Annotated in this window: 16 protein-coding genes; 8 read left to right on the top strand and 8 right to left on the bottom strand. The window is 40.1% G+C overall.

Annotated elements, in window-relative coordinates:
- Positions 1-140: 140 nt before the first annotated feature.
- On the top strand, positions 141-440 hold the full coding sequence (locus tag ACFFIP_RS10605; RefSeq protein WP_382387603.1) for a hypothetical protein: 300 nt from the start codon (positions 141-143) through the stop codon (positions 438-440).
- Between the two features lie 380 nt (positions 441-820).
- On the opposite strand, the gene fbp is transcribed toward ACFFIP_RS10605, so the two are convergent.
- Positions 821-1,867: a class 1 fructose-bisphosphatase gene (gene fbp / locus ACFFIP_RS10600; RefSeq protein WP_382387602.1), complete on the bottom strand. Its 1,047-nt coding sequence runs from the start codon at positions 1,865-1,867 to the stop codon at positions 821-823.
- A 60-nt stretch (positions 1,868-1,927) separates the two neighbouring features.
- On the opposite strand from fbp, the gene ACFFIP_RS10595 reads away from it, so the two are divergent.
- Entirely contained in the window at positions 1,928-3,199 is a 1,272-nt protein-coding gene (locus tag ACFFIP_RS10595; protein ID WP_382387601.1) for an aspartate kinase, read from the top strand.
- Here the strand turns inward: ACFFIP_RS10595 and ACFFIP_RS10590 are convergent.
- The gene (locus tag ACFFIP_RS10590; protein ID WP_382387600.1) at positions 3,191-4,066 is read right to left on the bottom strand and encodes a fructosamine kinase family protein; all 876 of its coding nucleotides are present in this window, start codon (positions 4,064-4,066) and stop codon (positions 3,191-3,193) included. The two genes, ACFFIP_RS10595 and ACFFIP_RS10590, sit on opposite strands and share 9 nt — an antisense overlap.
- Entirely contained in the window at positions 4,059-4,544 is a 486-nt protein-coding gene (locus tag ACFFIP_RS10585) for a low molecular weight protein-tyrosine-phosphatase (protein ID WP_382387599.1), read from the bottom strand. Before ACFFIP_RS10585 ends, ACFFIP_RS10590 begins: the two co-directional genes overlap by 8 nt.
- Positions 4,545-4,853: 309 nt before the next feature.
- On the opposite strand from ACFFIP_RS10585, the gene ACFFIP_RS10580 reads away from it, so the two are divergent.
- The 4 genes from ACFFIP_RS10580 to rsgA all read left to right on the top strand — a co-directional run bounded on the left by ACFFIP_RS10580 (position 4,854) and on the right by rsgA (position 8,186).
- Positions 4,854-5,282 (top strand): Fur family transcriptional regulator, encoded by a 429-nt coding sequence (locus tag ACFFIP_RS10580; protein WP_382387598.1) that lies wholly within the window; start codon positions 4,854-4,856, stop codon positions 5,280-5,282.
- A 19-nt stretch (positions 5,283-5,301) separates the two neighbouring features.
- Positions 5,302-5,931: a peroxiredoxin gene (locus ACFFIP_RS10575; RefSeq protein ID WP_382387596.1), complete on the top strand. Its 630-nt coding sequence runs from the start codon at positions 5,302-5,304 to the stop codon at positions 5,929-5,931.
- 87 nt (positions 5,932-6,018) lie between these two features.
- Positions 6,019-7,266 carry a 3-deoxy-D-manno-octulosonic acid transferase gene (locus tag ACFFIP_RS10570; protein ID WP_382387595.1) on the top strand — a complete coding sequence of 416 codons (1,248 nt, stop codon included), beginning with the start codon at positions 6,019-6,021 and terminating at the stop codon, positions 7,264-7,266.
- Positions 7,263-8,186 (top strand): ribosome small subunit-dependent GTPase A, encoded by a 924-nt coding sequence (rsgA, locus tag ACFFIP_RS10565; protein WP_382387594.1) that lies wholly within the window; start codon positions 7,263-7,265, stop codon positions 8,184-8,186. Before ACFFIP_RS10570 ends, rsgA begins: the two co-directional genes overlap by 4 nt.
- Before the next feature lie 53 nt (positions 8,187-8,239).
- Here rsgA and ACFFIP_RS10560 read toward each other — a convergent pair whose 3' ends face one another.
- The 5 genes from ACFFIP_RS10560 to ACFFIP_RS10540 form a co-directional block, all read right to left on the bottom strand.
- Positions 8,240-8,581 carry a hypothetical protein gene (locus ACFFIP_RS10560; RefSeq protein ID WP_382387593.1) on the bottom strand — a complete coding sequence of 114 codons (342 nt, stop codon included), beginning with the start codon at positions 8,579-8,581 and terminating at the stop codon, positions 8,240-8,242.
- A gap of 6 nt (positions 8,582-8,587) precedes the next feature.
- Entirely contained in the window at positions 8,588-9,736 is a 1,149-nt protein-coding gene (locus tag ACFFIP_RS10555) for a DUF4934 domain-containing protein (protein WP_382387592.1), read from the bottom strand.
- Positions 9,737-9,892: 156 nt separating this feature from the next.
- Entirely contained in the window at positions 9,893-10,126 is a 234-nt protein-coding gene (locus ACFFIP_RS10550) for a hypothetical protein (RefSeq protein ID WP_382387591.1), read from the bottom strand.
- Between the two features lie 219 nt (positions 10,127-10,345).
- Complete coding sequence (locus ACFFIP_RS10545; RefSeq protein ID WP_382387590.1) at positions 10,346-11,587, bottom strand: cation:proton antiporter; 1,242 nt, start codon at positions 11,585-11,587, stop codon at positions 10,346-10,348.
- Positions 11,588-11,593: 6 nt separating this feature from the next.
- The gene (locus ACFFIP_RS10540) at positions 11,594-12,427 is read right to left on the bottom strand and encodes a universal stress protein (protein ID WP_382387589.1); all 834 of its coding nucleotides are present in this window, start codon (positions 12,425-12,427) and stop codon (positions 11,594-11,596) included.
- A 242-nt stretch (positions 12,428-12,669) separates the two neighbouring features.
- Between ACFFIP_RS10540 and ACFFIP_RS10535 the strand changes: the two genes are divergently transcribed.
- Positions 12,670-14,286, top strand: a complete 1,617-nt coding sequence (locus ACFFIP_RS10535; RefSeq protein ID WP_382387588.1) for a M14 family metallopeptidase — start codon at positions 12,670-12,672, stop codon at positions 14,284-14,286.
- Positions 14,287-14,298: 12 nt separating this feature from the next.
- On the top strand, positions 14,299-16,047 hold the full coding sequence (locus ACFFIP_RS10530) for a M14 family metallopeptidase (RefSeq protein ID WP_382387587.1): 1,749 nt from the start codon (positions 14,299-14,301) through the stop codon (positions 16,045-16,047).
- Positions 16,048-16,079 lie beyond the last annotated feature (32 nt).

The raw sequence follows: 16,079 nt of genomic DNA, 5'->3' as shown, positions 1-16,079 counted from the left end.
TCGACCAGTATTATACGTGTCAAGGAAAAAATCTAATCAAAAATCCCCAATCATGACTTTAGATTTTCAAAATCAAAAAATTGCAGCATAAAAAAGGCTGCCCTTTTCGGACAGCCCCTTTTTTATCTTAGCCCGTACACATGACTGAAATCCTTCATCAAACCGCCATTTTTTTAAAAGAAGACTTCTCTTTACCCGAAGTAAAAGAAGCATTGACAGAAGAAAACCTGGTGCACGCACTGACTCCTGTGATTTCAAGAATGCTGGACAGGGAGTTTGAGAGACTTTTGAATATCTGCTACAGGATTGATCTGGGCGAATCCAAGCTGAAAAAAATCCTGCATGAATCTGATCCTGAGCACATAGCTGCTGACCTTGCCCGGGCCTTGGTCAAAAGACAGATTCAAAAGATTGAAATCCGGCAGAAATACAGCCAGTAAGGTATACAGAAGCAGCCATTCTCCTTTTCAAGCTGGTAGTTACGATTGAAATTCTGACTATCCAGAATTTACATGTAGGAGAATTAATCCATCTAACTTAACCATAATTCCTATCAAGACATAAAATACAATTCATCCTGAATGAGTTAATTTTTAATATTTTCTGTTACTTTTTTAAAAAATCTTCAGGCTTGGGCTAAGACCTCCTCCCCCAAATATACTCCCAAGACACAGTAGCCGGGTCCGTCTCCGCCCAGCCCAATAGTTGACACGTATAACATCCGAATAGTCAGATTTAAAATCCCCGTCTCTAATGAGCAAAAAAAAACCGCGGAAGAATCAGATGATCCTGCCGCGGAGTCTATCAATCAATCTACAATTTACTTTGTATTTTCCATCACAGGCTCTCTGTGCTTTCTGAGCAGACTTTCCACTTCATCCACCATTTTCACCGAACCAATATACAGCGGCGTCCTTTGATGCAGAGAACTTGGAATGATATCCAAAATCCTTTGGGTGCCATCAGTGGCTTTGGCCCCTGCCTGCTCGGCAATAAATGCCAGGGCATTGGCTTCATATAACAACCTGAGTTTGCCTTTTGGAACCTTGTCCGTCGCTGGATAAATATAGACTCCCCCTTTTAGCAGGTTTCTATGAAAATCCGCCACCAAACTTCCAATGTATCTTGCGCTGAATTCCTTGTTTTTACATGATTCAATGTACGCTTTCAATCCCGGCTCAAAATGACGGTAAGTACCTTCATTGATGCTGTAAATTTTCCCGTTTTCCGGCGCATACATATCAGGATGAGAAAGGAAAAATTCTCCTAGGGAAGGTTCATAGGTAAAACCATTGACACCATGCCCTGTAGTATAGACCAACATGGTGGAAGAACCATAGAGCACATAACCGGCAGCTACCTGTTGATTGCCCGGCTGCATGATGTCTTCCGGCTGTATCGGGCTACCTATGGGCGTTACCCTCCTGTAAATGGAGAAAATGGTACCTATGGAAATATTGACATCGATATTGGAGGAACCGTCCAATGGATCTATGGCCACCACATATTTTCCGGATTTGTTCTGAAGATCGATCACTTCATCATCTTCCTCTGATACCACCGCACACACTTCCCCTCCTTTGGTCAGTGCCCTCGTAAACCTAATGTTGGCGATCACATCCAGCTTCTGCTGTTCTTCGCCCTGCACATTGGTATTCCCAAATGCCCCAACGATATTGGCAAGACCGGCACGGTTAATCTCCCTGTTGACTATCTTTGAAGCCAATGCAATATCACGCAAAAGCTGGGAAAGTTCTCCGGAAGCAAATGGGAAATCTTTTTGTTTGATTTTAATGAACCTATCTAAGGTAACACCGACTGAATAGGCTAACTTTGAGTTGTCAGGACAATAGTGCTTGATCTTCATGAAATATTAGAAAAATTATATTAGGGTTTATATCTTTCGAAAATTACAACATAAATTTTGATGTCAAAAACTTTTGTTTTCAAATTTGGAGGCGCTTCTGTAAAAGATGCCGATTCTGTCAAAAACCTATCCAATATTTTATACAATCGATTGCGAAATCACACCATAATAGTGATTTCTGCCATGGGAAAGACTACTAACGCACTGGAGCAGATTTTGGATAAAAAACTAAACGAAGAAGATTTTTCTTTGAATAGTACAATTATTGAAAATTATCATTTGGATATTTGCGCAGGACTTTTTGAGTCATCGCATCAGATTTTTTCTATCATCAATAATTATTTCCTACAGCTCTCAAGAGACTTGGAAAAGCCCTTGAACAGGGAAAATTATGACAGCTATTATGATCAGATCATATCCTATGGAGAATTGATTTCCACCCGTATCGTACAGGAATACTTATGTCAGGAAGGTATTTATTGTATCTGGCAGGATGCCCGGGAAATCATTCAAACCAATTCAGATTACAGGTTTGCGAAAATCGACTGGAAAAAAACACAACATCAGGTTGACAAAATTCTGAAACCGAGTCTGGCAAAATTCCCGATCGTTACCCAAGGCTTTATTGGGAAAAGTGATCAAGGAAAAACCACGACTTTGGGAAGGGAAGGTTCTGACTTTACGGCTGCCATCCTGGCTTCCTGCCTCAAAGCCAATTCAGTCACCATCTGGAAAGATGTAGAAGGTGTCCTCAATGCTGACCCAAAGAGATTTCCCCACACGGTCAAATTTGAAGAACTGGATTATAAAGAAGCTGCAGAACTCACGTACTACGGCGCCTCTGTGATCCATCCAAAGACCATCAAACCCCTTGCCAACTTAAGCATCCCCTTGTTTGTCCGGTCCTTTATCCACCCAGATAGACCAGGAACTAAAATACACAACCTTCAATCCACCAGCACGATCCCCTGTATTGTCATCAAAGACGATCAGATCCTGGTCAGTTTCAAGGTCACGGATTTTACTTTTATCAATGAGTCCCATATTCACCGCATCTATGCAGAACTTGAAAAGCTCAAACTCAAGGTCAACATGCTGCAGACTTCGGCAATCAGTATTTCCATTGTCATAGACAAGCAGATTTTCAAACTGGAAACACTTATCGAATCCTTGAACCAGGAATTTGAAATCCGATACAATGAGTCTCTTCAGTTGATTACGGTCAAGAACCATACCCCTGAACTTATTCAGGAATTGATGAAAGAAAGAGACATCCTGATGGAGCAGATGACAAGGACCACCTATCAGATGATCGTCAAACCCTTAGCCTAGCAGGGTTTTGACGGTCTTTTCAATCCCCACCAAGTAGGCTTTGCCAAAAAGCAGCAGATGCACCAAAAGTGGATAAAGGTTATAGATAGGGACTCTTTGCTGAAAACCAGGTTCCAAGGGAAAAACCACTTCATAGGATTGGTAAAATGATTCGTCAAAACCACCAAAAAGCCTGGAAAACGCCAGATCCATTTCCCTGTGCCCATAATATACTGCCGGGTCAATCAGCACCGGCTTACCCTCTTTTCCCTGAATCACATTTCCTGACCACAAATCCCCATGCAAAAGAGCTGGTCTTTCTTTTGGAAATACTGATGCTAATAGGGGGTAAATTTTTTGAAATTTTTTGAGAAAATCATGCGTAACCAAACCTTCGAAATAAGCCCTTCCGATTAAAGGCTCAAGCCTGTTTTGGATAAAAAAATCCGGCCAGGAAGGCTTCTCTTGGTTCACCTGACCTATGGACGCTATGAAATTATCAGAACCCAAACCAAAATCGGGTTGCGTGGCCATATGCAAATGTGCCAAACCTACTCCCAGCTCCTCCCAGTAAACAGCACTCTTTTGACCTTCCTGTATCCAATCCATCAACAAGAAATTCCTGTCATCTACCCTTCCAAAGCCATGTACTTCAGGAATCTGAAGAGGACAGTGCACACGCATGAGGTTCAGGCCTTCTGCTTCTTTTTGAAAAATATCCTGTTTGTCCTCGAAACTTACTTTAAGAAAAAAATTTGCCTGATGAGTAGCTAGGTATACCCCCTGATTAACAGCGCCGTAAGCTACAAGCCTAGTCTCTACAATGGGTATTTCCTGCCCAAAAATTTGGAAAATTATTTTGTCATAAAACCCTTGCTGATCAAACATAAATATTATGACCTTCCCTCAGATGCTGCAAAAAATGCTCTATAGACTCATCCAAAATCCTGTAGACATTTTCAAAACCGTCCTCACCGCCATAATAAGGGTCAGGCACTTCCAAGCTATCGGATTCCGGGTGAAATTCTCTGATCAAAAAAAGCTTTTCATGCTGGATTTTGAATTGATCCAACAAACTCTGCACATTCCTTTTATTGGAATGATCCATGGCAATCAAATAATCGAATTCTCTAAGATCAACCCTGTTGATCTGTCTTGCCCTGTGATTGATAGGCAATTCATATTTTACCGCACATTTCAATGTCCGCTCATCCGGCAACTCTCCTATGTGGTAATCGGAAGTGCCACAGCTATCGCTTTTGAATTTATTTTCAAGACCATTCTTTTGGATTTTATGATTGAAAATAGCTTCAGCTAAAGGAGACCTACAAATGTTCCCCAAACAAATGAACAATACTTTAACCATGTGAATTACTCGGGCTTTTTATCGGTAACAAGCTTACAATTTAAAAAAAAAAATAATGGGAGCATGCAATCGCTACAGAACTTATTTGCATTTTATTGTACACTTTGATTTACTTTATTCTTCAAATAATATTTTTTAAGAATTTAATACATTATTTAAAACTTTAACCGAAACATATTTTTGTTTTTAAATTTTTATATGCTAAATATCAGAATTATGTTCTGAAAATTTTTGGGAATTCATCTGAGAAGTATTACCTTTGCAGAACAATTACCAAGTAAGAATTATTCTTATTTAGGAACCGTTGAAATGCAAACAGACTTTGTCAAAAATAAAATAACCGAAAGCGGATTGAAGTTTACTCATCAAAGATGGGTCATCTACGATGCACTATATCATGCCGAGGAACATCCTACGGCTGAACAGTTATTTGACAAAATTAAAATCGCCAATCCTTCTATTTCTCTTGGGACAGTATATAAAACTTTGGACAGCTTCGTTCACTGTGGTTTGACCCAAAAGTTTGTGGATCAAAACGGCGTCATGCGTTTTGATGCCATTATGGATGCTCACAGTCATTTGTACTGCAAGGACAGCCACGAAATCCGGGATTACAGAAATGAAGGTCTGGAAAAACTGCTCCATGAGTTCATCCAAAAAGAGGATATTCAGGGTTTCGAAATTGAAGAGATTTCCGTGGTAATTAAAGGAAGAAAAAAATCAACAATAACATCTTAAAATTCAAACTATTAAAATTATGTCATTAGTAGGAAAAAAAGCTCCTCTATTTTCAGCTGGCGCTGTGATCAATGGAGAAGAAATCGTAGAAGGATTCTCTTTGGAACAATATCTTGGTAAAAAAGACGTGGTGTTCTTCTTTTACCCAAAAGATTTCACTTTCGTTTGCCCAACTGAAATTCTTGCATTCCAAGAAAAATTAGCTGAATTCGAAAAAAGAGGTGTAGCTGTAGTAGGTGCTTCCACAGATACTGAAGAAACACACCTTGCTTGGTTGAGCACAGCTAAAGATAACGGTGGAATTGAAGGCGTAACTTACCCATTGGTAGCTGACGTTTCCAAAACTATCGCACACAACTTCGGCGTACTTGCCGGTGAGTGGAACTACAACGAAGAAGGTCAATTGACTTTCGAAGGTGCCCCTATCGCTTACAGAGGCTCTTTCTTGATCGACAAAGAAGGTGTAGTAAGACATGAGACGATCAACGACTTCCCTCTAGGAAGAAACATCGACGAAATGATCAGATTGGTAGATGCATTGCACCATGTTGAAAAATACGGTGAAGTATGTCCTGCTAACTGGGAAGAAGGCAAAGAAGCCATGACTGCAACCAAAGAAGGTGTAGCTACTTACTTGGCTAAAAACTAAGATCAAATACTCTATAAATTCAAAAGCTCCAATTTTTCAATTGGAGCTTTTTCTCTTTTAGAAAACAAACCGCTTATTTTTGTCCTGATGAAATTGATTTACGATACAGCCCTATTCTTTTTTTCGAGAGGTCTTCAAACTTTTAAAAGGGCGAGCCCTAAAATCACCGCATTGGTCAATGGCCGTGAAGGACTTTTTATAAAATTGGCTGAATTCCGGATCAAAAATCCAGGTAAGCTTGCATGGTTTCATGTAGCCTCTCTAGGTGAATATGAGCAGGCCAAACCGGTCATTCAGGAACTTAAAAAGAGGTTTCCCGACTTCAAGGTAGTGGTCAGTTTCTTCAGCCCCTCAGGCTATGAATATGCCATCAAACGTCCTCAGGAAAACGTGGATTACATCACTTACCTGCCCTTTGACACCAGGTCAAAAGCAAAGAAATTCATGGCTGCACTAAAGCCTGATATCGGTTTATTTGTCAAATATGACCTTTGGGCCAACCACATCCTGGAAGCCAAAAAAAGAAGAATTCCACTCTTTTTGTTCTCGGCATCTATGAGGCAAAACCAGATTTATTTCAAACCATATGGTCAGTTTTTCAAGCAGGTCATCCACTGCTTCGATCATATTTGTTGCCAAAATACGGAAACCCAAAGACTACTCCAACAAATCAATTATCATCAGACCTCAGTCACCGGAGATACCCGGTACGACAGGACCAAAGCAATCGCCCAATCACCTAAATCCTTTCCTGAATTGAGGGATTTTGTCTGGAAAAAAAACATCATCACTGTGGGCTCAGCATGGCAGGAAGACATGGACCTGCTCATTCCATTGATCAATGAATCCGATAAATTCAAATGGATCATTGCGCCACATGACATTGACCCTGACAAGATTGCCGAATGGAAATCGAAAATCAATAAGTCCTCACAGAAATATTCAGAACTTCCCCTTAAACCGGAGACAGAAGTCCTGTTCATTGACAATATTGGCTCCCTGTCTTCCCTTTATCAATTCGCTAAAATTGCATATGTTGGCGGTGCATTTGGAAAAGGATTACACAATATCCTGGAGCCCATTGCCTATGGCATACCAGTAATTTTTGGAAAAGTTAAAAAATCAGGAAAATTTCCCGAGGCACAGATCTCTCAGGAATACGGCTGTGGTTACTCAGTAGAAAATGAGCAGCAATTGAAAAATATTGTCCTTGAATTATCTGAAGATGCACATTATCTTAACTCCTGCCAAAATGCAGTAAGGCTCGTGAATGACAACATCGGCAGTGCATCCAAAATCATGGACATCATCAGTTCCAAAATCCAACAATCATGAAAGGTAGGGTAATCAAATCCACCGGTAGCTGGTATACCGTCAAAACCGATTCCGGCAACATACAGGCCAGACTTAGAGGGAAATTCAAACAGGACGACCTGAAGCTAACCAACCCTATCGCTGTAGGGGATTACGTAGAAGTGGAGAGAGAAGAGGACCAGCCTACTTCTGTGATCAAGGAAATATTGCCAAGAGAAAATTATATCATCCGAAAATCTACCCGAAAGTCCCATTTTTCGCATATCCTAGCCTCCAATATTGATCAGGCTTTCCTGATCGTCACCCTCAGAAATCCCCGAACATCCCTGGGCTTCATTGACAGGTTTCTTGTCAGCACAGAAAGTTTCCGTATCCCCGCCACCATTCTGGTTAACAAAATGGATGAAAAGTATAAGGATAAGGACCTCGAGTATCTTCAGGATCTTAAAGAAATCTACGAGCCTTTGGGCTACCCGGTCATAGAAATCTCTGCCCTGAAGGCGGATAACCTCAAAGAACAGTTCATTCCATTATTAAAAGGAAAAACCATCTTGTTATCAGGCCACTCCGGCGTGGGCAAATCCACTTTCCTGAATAAACTGGTTCCTGAAGCCCAACAGGCTACCAAGGAAATATCGAAATTCAGTGCCAAGGGAGTACATACCACCACTTTTGCAGAAATGTTTGAATTGGCAGAAGGAGGATACCTGATCGATACGCCCGGCATCAAAGAATTCGGGATTTTGGACATTGAAGATCAGGAGCTTTCCCATTATTTCGTAGAAATGCGCCAATATCTTGGGCAGTGCAAATACAACAACTGCCGACATATCAATGAACCTGGCTGTATGGTATTGGAGAAACTCGAAGAAGGATTCATCCACCCCTATAGGTATGACAGCTATGTCAATATCCTGTTTGAGGAGGATGATCACCGGTAACTCCTTAATTTAAGTATTGATGAATTTTGAACAAAAAATCCACTATAAAAGCATCAACCTGACTTGCCATCACAATCATCAATATTAACCTGAAATGGAACCCTTGTATCTGATCTTGAATCTTTAATAATATTCAGACAATTCCCAGATCTACTATCAAACGTGGTTGTCGACTCACCAATTCCTTTAGCCACAACCTTTAATTGAAGGATATTTATTTTATCATCTTCATTATAACTAGCATAAAGGACTTTAATTTCAACATCTCTTTTTTTAGCTTCTTCTATAATTAAATTCAATTCACTTTTTGAAGTCTTTTGATTTATTTGAACTTCAAAGACATCATTCCATGAGATTGAAAAATAAACGATGAATGACAAAGCTAGATACATCATATTATATTATAATTTATATTTGAAAATTATCGGATTCCCATTGTTAATTATATAGTCATCTGCTCTTTTTACTATTGACTTATCAGAATAACTCTTAATTTTTTCTTTATCAACAAAAGAGATCCCAGCCTCTGTTAAAACTCCATAAAAATATTCATCACTATATTGGATTGGGGCAGGCACAATATTCTCTTCATTGATTGACTTGATAGGATTCAGTTTATAAAGCTTGTTTTTTCTCTTTTCATAAATTAAATTTTTTGGAACATCATTTTCATAGTAGCCGATAAAAAAGAATTCATCATTTTCTAGTGGGTTATATATCCCCCACTTAAACTTCTCTGTAAGTATAGGGGATAAAGGTTGAACAACTGCATTTGGAAAATTCGATTTAATAAATCTTTTTTCACCAAAATCAATGATCCTATGTATTCTTGTTTCATTTGAATCAACATAGTAAACTGTATCATTTAAAAACTCTGTAAATAAAAACCCATTTTTAAAAGGATGTATGTTTGGGGAAAGTTTAACATGGTACCTCGTTTCACCTTGGTTTAATTCAAATGGAAGAAACCTATTTAAAACGTTTAATTTCTCATCAAGTATAACTAAATCATAAAAATATTCTTCATCTTGAAAATTTAATGCCTGTTTATTTAAATAACATAATATTTGACCTTTATTATAGCTTACTCTATCAATCCTAAATGGCATTTGACGGGAACCAATTAACCTGAAGTCTTCGTTAATAATTAAAATTGTATTATTATTATCCCAAATCAATATTCTACTATCTTCTAAAACCAAAAAATCCTTTAAAGAATTTCCATGTAAATCACCAAAACTATCTTTATCTATCCTACCTACAAATTCCCCCTTTTGACCAAAAATCAACAATGATTTTTGTGAACTAGGTGTAGATGAAAGAATGAAAAACCTTCCATCTTTAACCTCAAGCTTATCTACAATTCCAACCAAACTCTCCTGCCCACTATAAAGTAATGGGATAAGTTCCAGCTCTTTGGAAAAATCATAAAGAAAAACATCTTCGTCTTTTACCCTGAATTCTTCGAGACTAAAGTCATTATTGAAATTGACCTCTTTACAGGAAATAGCAATAAGAAATAACACTGCAAAAAAAACTCTATAAATCATATAATTTAATTTCTATTTTAAATTCTACTAAGTTGGGGAATTCTCATCCAACTATAATGACATTACGTAAATAAGCTATTTTATTTTAAAAGATCACTCTTTCTAAATGGATTAGAAGCAGTTTCTTAAGTTGAAACTGCTTCAAGGTTCACATCATTAATTTGCTACACAATTTGCTGAAGCGCCCATAAGACTTGAATTACAACATGCATAATAACCTGAACCACATGTTACACTTGCAGAGTTAGTAACTGAGGCACCTGAACCCAACACAGTAGTATCTACGGTTGTGGAAGCCTGACAGGATACAGCCCCCGGACCTCCTGCCTGACAATCAGAACTTTCGAGAGAAGCATCATTGGCTATTGAGATATTAACACAAAATATCATAGCAACAAATAAAATTTTTGAAACTGCATTTTTCATTACAAAATAATTTTAAGTTAAACATAAATTAGAGCCAAAAAATGGCAATTAGAATTAAAAATTTCGCCGACAAAACTAATTCTTGATGTAAGAAAAAAAAAAACGAGGCAAGCTTTAGAAATGAAAATTTCCTAAAATATTTATAATCGATTGATTTTCAGTATTATTTTTTTTTATAGCTAACTATGATTCTTCTTTTTTCCCTTTCAAAGCCCACTTCATCAATGGTCCACTGGTCATGCTGGTCACAATGGCCATAATCACCAAGGCCACAAACAGCTTCTCATCGATCAGTCCATTTTCTAAAGCGATCAGACCTAAGATGATTTCCATCGCCCCTCTGGCATTCATCCCGAAGCCTACGGCCAAGGACTCTTTGATATTAAAGCCTCCCTTGTAGGCTCCAAATCCACTGCCGAAAATTTTTCCGGCAAAAGAAATCACTAAAATCGCCAGGGTAAGGAAGAACTCAAAATTGGTAAAGAAGTTGATCTTTAGACCTATTGAGACGAAGAATAATGGCGCGAAAATATTATTGATAAACTGGTGCACGATTTCTTTGGCTCTTTCTGACATATGCTCAGAATCCCCTAAGGCTACTCCCAAAAGGAAAGCACCGAAGATAGCATGTATGCCCAACCATTCTGTAAAGGCTGCCGCAAGGAAGCAGAAAGCCATTGAAAGGGAAAGCACCCCACCTGGCCAGGCAAGTTTTTTATTGATCCACGGCAGTACCTTGTTGATGATGATCTTCCCCAATGTCAACATGAAAAAGGTAAAAATAAGAGTCACCCCAATCGTCTGCACCAAGGAAAGGTTACTTCCTTTGCCCATAAAAGAAAGGATCACGGAGAATATCAACCAACCGATGATATCGTTGACCATCGCCGAGGCGACTATCAACATGCCCATCTTGGTCTTGAACAGGTTCATGTCCATCAAAATCCTGACCACCACAGGCAAAGCCGTAATGGACATGGCCGTTCCCATAAAGAGTGAAAACAGCAACCTGTCACCGTCAGCCAGACCAAAGAAAGTGGGAAAGTAATAGGGAAAGACAAAACCCAACAAAAACGGCACAATCAGCCCCAGTAAACTGATACTGACTGCCGACTTGCCCTGGGACCAAACCAGGTGTAACTCCACCTCCAGCCCTGCAATAAACAACAACAATACTACAGCAATCTGTACAAAGCCATCCAAGGCCAGATTGGCGCTTGGATTACTCATGAACAAATACTCATGAAACTCCGGCATGAAGGTCCCCAGAATGGTAGGCCCCAAAAGGATCCCCGCCAATAGCTCCCCCACCACAGCGGGCTGCTTGAATTTCTGTGCGATCTCTGCAAATATCCTGGCCAGCAGCAACATGGCCGCCAGCTGTAGAAATAAATTGACTACATCTTGATGTGATAAGTTCTCCATGTAGTCTTATTGTTTTTTGACAATTAATAGGTTGCAGGGAAGATCACTCAAAATATCTTCCAGGTCATGTGGGAACAACCTGTCCAGGAACCCAAGCTTACCTTCATCTCCCACGACCAAAAGATCAGCCTTGATGTCTGAAGCAAATCGCGCCAATTCGATGGCCCATTTGCCACAGGTAATCTTAATGTGTATTTTCAGGTCGCCCTTGTCGAGGGTTTTAAGAATATTCTCCACGTAGGTAACTTCTTCCGCGACAAGTTTTCTTCTTGTACTGGAAATTTCGCCTTCTCCGCCTTCTCCGGCAGTGGCCATTTGCATGCCGTACATTTTGATTTCATTGGCTATAAATACCTGCTTGGCTTTATCCTTTTTACACCAATCCAATCCCTGCTGGATCACATAAGGCGTCTGATCATGTTGGGTCCCATTGATCACCACCTTATCAAAAGAGGTGGGATTTTCCATTGGTTCAATCAACATGAGGACGGAACAGGATGCCTTACGGATGATCTTTCTGGCAACCGAACCGATATAATATTTAAAAAAACCCTCCGTTTTTAGAGCACCCGCCACCAAAAGATCAACATTTTCTTCCTTACAGACATGTAATATCTTTTTAGCTGGATTTCCTTTTTCCCAAAAGATTTTTACTTTTTCTTTATTGATGTCATGCTTTTGGATGATCTTATCCAAAGCAGACTCATTTTCCGGAAGCCGATCTCCCACATGAATCAGGATCAATTCAGCTTCAAATATATCTTTAAGCCTTTTTGCCTCACAAATCAATGCTTCCATCCTGGGAGAAAAAGCTATGGCCAATGCAATTTTTGTAAACATTTCTTCAAATTTGGAATGGCACAAAATACCAAAAATTCTTCAAGCTTACACCATAAAAAAATGCTCTTTTATGATTGGTTGAAAAAGACCACCCGTTTATCCACTTAGAATGCCTTTTAAAAATATGCATTCCTACCCAAGCAAAGGATATTCATTTAAACCTGTATTTTTCGTAACATAGATGCGTCAAGAGAGGAATTGCCCTCAACTTGTTCAAACTTGAACTAAACCTGATATACTTTATGAAGAAAATGTATCTATCATTGGTTGCAGGGGCAGGAATGCTTTTTTCTGTCCACTCAACTACACTGGCGCAGGGGGATTACCCTACCCTCAGCCAGGTCACCCAAAGGCTACAGGCCATCTCGGGAAGCGGAAGCTCCGCTAAACTGATCTCTCTCACCAAAACTGAAGGAGGCAAAGACATTTGGGTATTGAAAGTCGGAAAAGGAGACATGGACAACAAGCCTGCCGTCGCAGTAGTGGGCGGAGCAGAAGGATTCCATGTTTTGAGTGTTGAACTTGCTGTTCAATTTGCCGAAAGACTGATAAAAGAGCATTCGAATGTACTTGACAGGACTACTTTCTATGTATTTCCTAATATGTCACCTGATGCTTACGACCAATACCACGCTTCCTTGAAATATGAAAGAAGAGGAAATGCCACCAAAGTAGACCATGACAGAGATGGAAGGCTATCAGAAGATGGCTATGAAGACATCAACAAAGATGGTCTGATCACTTTAATGAGGATAGAATCTGCAACAGGTGATTATATGCCTTTGGACAAAGACCCAAGAGTGATGGTAAAAGCTGATGCTTCCAAAGGTCAAAAGGGATCTTACATCGTCTATCCTGAGAGCAGGGACAATGATAAAGATGGAAAATTCGGTGAGGACCTCGCAGAAGGCATTGCCTTCAACAAAAGCCATACATACAAATTCCCGATCTTCACCCCTCTTGCGGGAGATTATGCAGTTTCCCAAAAAGAAAGCAGGGCCTTATTGGATTATCTTTTTGATCAATGGAACATTTTTGCTTTCGTGACTTTTAGTCCGGCCAATAACCTTTCTGCTCCTTTGAAATTCAATGCAGCGGATGCAAGAAAAAGAATTGTGACTTCCATGTTGGAAAAAGATGTGGCCATCAACAGCATGGTTTCCGGTATTTACAATGAAACCACTTCTCTGAAACCTTTCAATCAGACAAACCAGGGAACTGATGGAGACTTTTTCCAGTGGGCGTATTTCCATTTTGGGAGGCTAAGCTTCAGTACACCGGGATGGTGGGTACCTGAAGTAAAAGGCGAGGAAGGAAAATCAAACAGCAATGCGGAGGCAAACTTCCTTTCCTGGGCTGCAGAACAGAATTTAAATGATGTTTTTGTCCCTTGGACCGCAGTCAACCATCCTGATTTCCCAAATCAAAAAGTTGAAGTTGGAGGCATCAAGCCATTTGCCCTATACAATCCTCCTTATGCGATGGTCAATGATATTGCAAAGGAACAGACCGATTTCATCATCAAACTGGCGGAAATGAGCCCTAAGGTTGAATTCCATAACCTTCAGACTGAAAAACTGGGCAATGGACTCACCAGAATCACGGTTGACCTATATAATAATTCCCCACTTCCTACCCACTCCGATATGGGTGAAAGATCAAGATGGTTGAGAAAAATCAGAATTGATATCAGTAAAGATGCGAAAGACCTGATCTCAGGTGACAAAATCAAACTGATCAATAAATTAGGTGCTTTTGAGAAAACCACCCTAAGCTGGATTGTAAAAGGTTCCGGTTCTGTCGATATCAAAGCCGGTGCAGCGCATACAGGAATCGCAACCCTTAATGTGAAACTTTAAAGCAACATGAAGATGAAAATCAAAAACTGGATATATACAGTAGCCTTAGGAGCAGCAGTAAGCTTCACAGGCATACAGGAGTCTTCCGCACAGGTGGCTCAAGACAGGTATTTCCGTGCAATCGGAACACCACACAATCCAAAAGTTCAGGTATCCTGGAACAGGTACCATACCAACTTGGCATTGGAGGAAATCATGAAAGACATGGCCAAAAAGCACCCTGACTTGGTAAAGCTGGAAAGCATTGGCAAATCTTATCAAGGTAATGACATTTGGGTCCTGACAATCACTGACTTTAAAACCGGCAAAGCTGAAGAAAAGCCTGCCATGTGGATTGATGGCAACATCCATTCCAACGAAATACAGGGAACGGAATTCACTTTGTACACTGCTTGGTATTTAGCAGAGATGTATGGAGACTTGGATTTTATCACCCAATTGTTGAAAGACAAAACCTTCTATATCGCACCAACCATCAACCCGGATGCACACGATAACTTCATCAAAGAGGCCAATAACCAAAACTCTCCAAGATCCGGCATGATGATCCTGGATAATGACGGCGACGGTGAAGCAGGTGAGGATCCATTTGATGATTTGAACGGCGATGGCCACATCACCATGATGATCAGAAAGTCCCCGACTGGTAGATTTGTAAAAGACCAGTTTGACCCAAGAAAACTGATTCCTGTACCAGCCGACCAAAAAGGTGAATATGAAATGTTGGGTTATGAGGGTATCGATAGAGACGGTGACGGTGTAGTCAATGACGATGGCATAGGCTATTATGACCCTAACCGTGACTGGGCTTGGAACTGGCAGCCTGATTACATTCAAAGAGGTGCCTGGAAGTATCCATTTTCAGTGGAAGAAAACAGAGTTGTTATGGAGTTTGTCATGAAGCATCCAAACATCGCTGCGGCGCAGTCTTATCACAACTATGGTGGTATGATCTTAAGAGGGCCAGGAGCAGAAGAAGACCTCAACACTTACAATGCTACCGATGTCAGGGTATATGACGCTATCGCCAAAAAAGGAGAGGAATTCATGCCAGGATACAGATACTTGGTCGTGTACAAAGACCTATACTCCGTATTTGGCGGTCAGTTGGATTGGTTCTACGGCGGAAGAGGCATCTTCACCTATTCCAATGAATTGATGACTTCCTATCTGTACTTCCACCAAAATGCAGGCAGAAACAATCAGGATGAGCAAATGAAGGTAGACACCTATTTGACCTTTGGTGATGCATTTGTCAACTGGGAAGAATATGATCACCCACAATACGGTAAAATTGAAGTTGGTGGTTTCAAGAAAAACTTCGGAAGATTACACTCAGGCTTCTTGATGGAGCAGGATGCCCATAGAAACTCTGCCTTCACCATCTTACACGCTTACCATACACCAAAATTGAGTGTAATGGACGTGCAGGAAAAAGACCTTGGCGGAGGTTTGAAAGAAGTTACTGCCACTATCTACAACGAAAGATTGATTCCTACCCACTCTTCTCAGGACATCAAGTACAAAATCGAAAGACCTGACTATGTAAGTATTTCAGGAGCAAAAGTAGTAGCTGGATTTGTGGTTGAAAATGAAGATTTCAACAAACTGAAAGAACAAAAAGTAAATCCAGAGAAAATTGAAGTTGAAAACATCCCTGGTATGGGTGCTGTTAAAGTTCGCTGGATCGTATCCGGTAACAGCAGCTATAGCATCAATGTGGATTCAGCCAAAGGAGGTAAAGCAAGCTGGAAAAAGTAAGTTCTAGCACTGGTTAAATCCTAAACGCTCCA

Origin of the sequence: Fontibacter flavus, assembly GCF_042432905.1 — a bacterium.
GTDB lineage: Bacteria > Bacteroidota > Bacteroidia > Cytophagales > Cyclobacteriaceae > Fontibacter > Fontibacter flavus.
This window is presented reverse-complemented; position numbering and strand designations above follow the sequence as displayed.

Excerpts from the sequence above, each read along its gene's own strand:
- ACFFIP_RS10540 (WP_382387589.1), bottom strand. The coding sequence starts at position 12,427 with ATGTTTACAAAAATTGCATTGGCCATAGCTTTTTCTCCCAGGATGGAA.
- ACFFIP_RS10570 (WP_382387595.1), top strand. The coding sequence starts at position 6,019 with ATGAAATTGATTTACGATACAGCCCTATTCTTTTTTTCGAGAGGTCTT.
- ACFFIP_RS10545 (WP_382387590.1), bottom strand. The coding sequence starts at position 11,587 with ATGGAGAACTTATCACATCAAGATGTAGTCAATTTATTTCTACAGCTG.
- ACFFIP_RS10550 (WP_382387591.1), bottom strand. The coding sequence starts at position 10,126 with ATGATATTTTGTGTTAATATCTCAATAGCCAATGATGCTTCTCTCGAA.
- ACFFIP_RS10590 (WP_382387600.1), bottom strand. The coding sequence starts at position 4,066 with ATGTTTGATCAGCAAGGGTTTTATGACAAAATAATTTTCCAAATTTTT.
- ACFFIP_RS10560 (WP_382387593.1), bottom strand. The coding sequence starts at position 8,581 with ATGATGTATCTAGCTTTGTCATTCATCGTTTATTTTTCAATCTCATGG.
- ACFFIP_RS10535 (WP_382387588.1), top strand. The coding sequence starts at position 12,670 with ATGAAGAAAATGTATCTATCATTGGTTGCAGGGGCAGGAATGCTTTTT.
- ACFFIP_RS10585 (WP_382387599.1), bottom strand. The coding sequence starts at position 4,544 with ATGGTTAAAGTATTGTTCATTTGTTTGGGGAACATTTGTAGGTCTCCT.
- ACFFIP_RS10605 (WP_382387603.1), top strand. The coding sequence starts at position 141 with ATGACTGAAATCCTTCATCAAACCGCCATTTTTTTAAAAGAAGACTTC.
- rsgA (WP_382387594.1), top strand. The coding sequence starts at position 7,263 with ATGAAAGGTAGGGTAATCAAATCCACCGGTAGCTGGTATACCGTCAAA.
- ACFFIP_RS10580 (WP_382387598.1), top strand. The coding sequence starts at position 4,854 with ATGCAAACAGACTTTGTCAAAAATAAAATAACCGAAAGCGGATTGAAG.
- ACFFIP_RS10555 (WP_382387592.1), bottom strand. The coding sequence starts at position 9,736 with ATGATTTATAGAGTTTTTTTTGCAGTGTTATTTCTTATTGCTATTTCC.
- fbp (WP_382387602.1), bottom strand. The coding sequence starts at position 1,867 with ATGAAGATCAAGCACTATTGTCCTGACAACTCAAAGTTAGCCTATTCA.
- ACFFIP_RS10575 (WP_382387596.1), top strand. The coding sequence starts at position 5,302 with ATGTCATTAGTAGGAAAAAAAGCTCCTCTATTTTCAGCTGGCGCTGTG.
- ACFFIP_RS10530 (WP_382387587.1), top strand. The coding sequence starts at position 14,299 with ATGAAAATCAAAAACTGGATATATACAGTAGCCTTAGGAGCAGCAGTA.
- ACFFIP_RS10595 (WP_382387601.1), top strand. The coding sequence starts at position 1,928 with ATGTCAAAAACTTTTGTTTTCAAATTTGGAGGCGCTTCTGTAAAAGAT.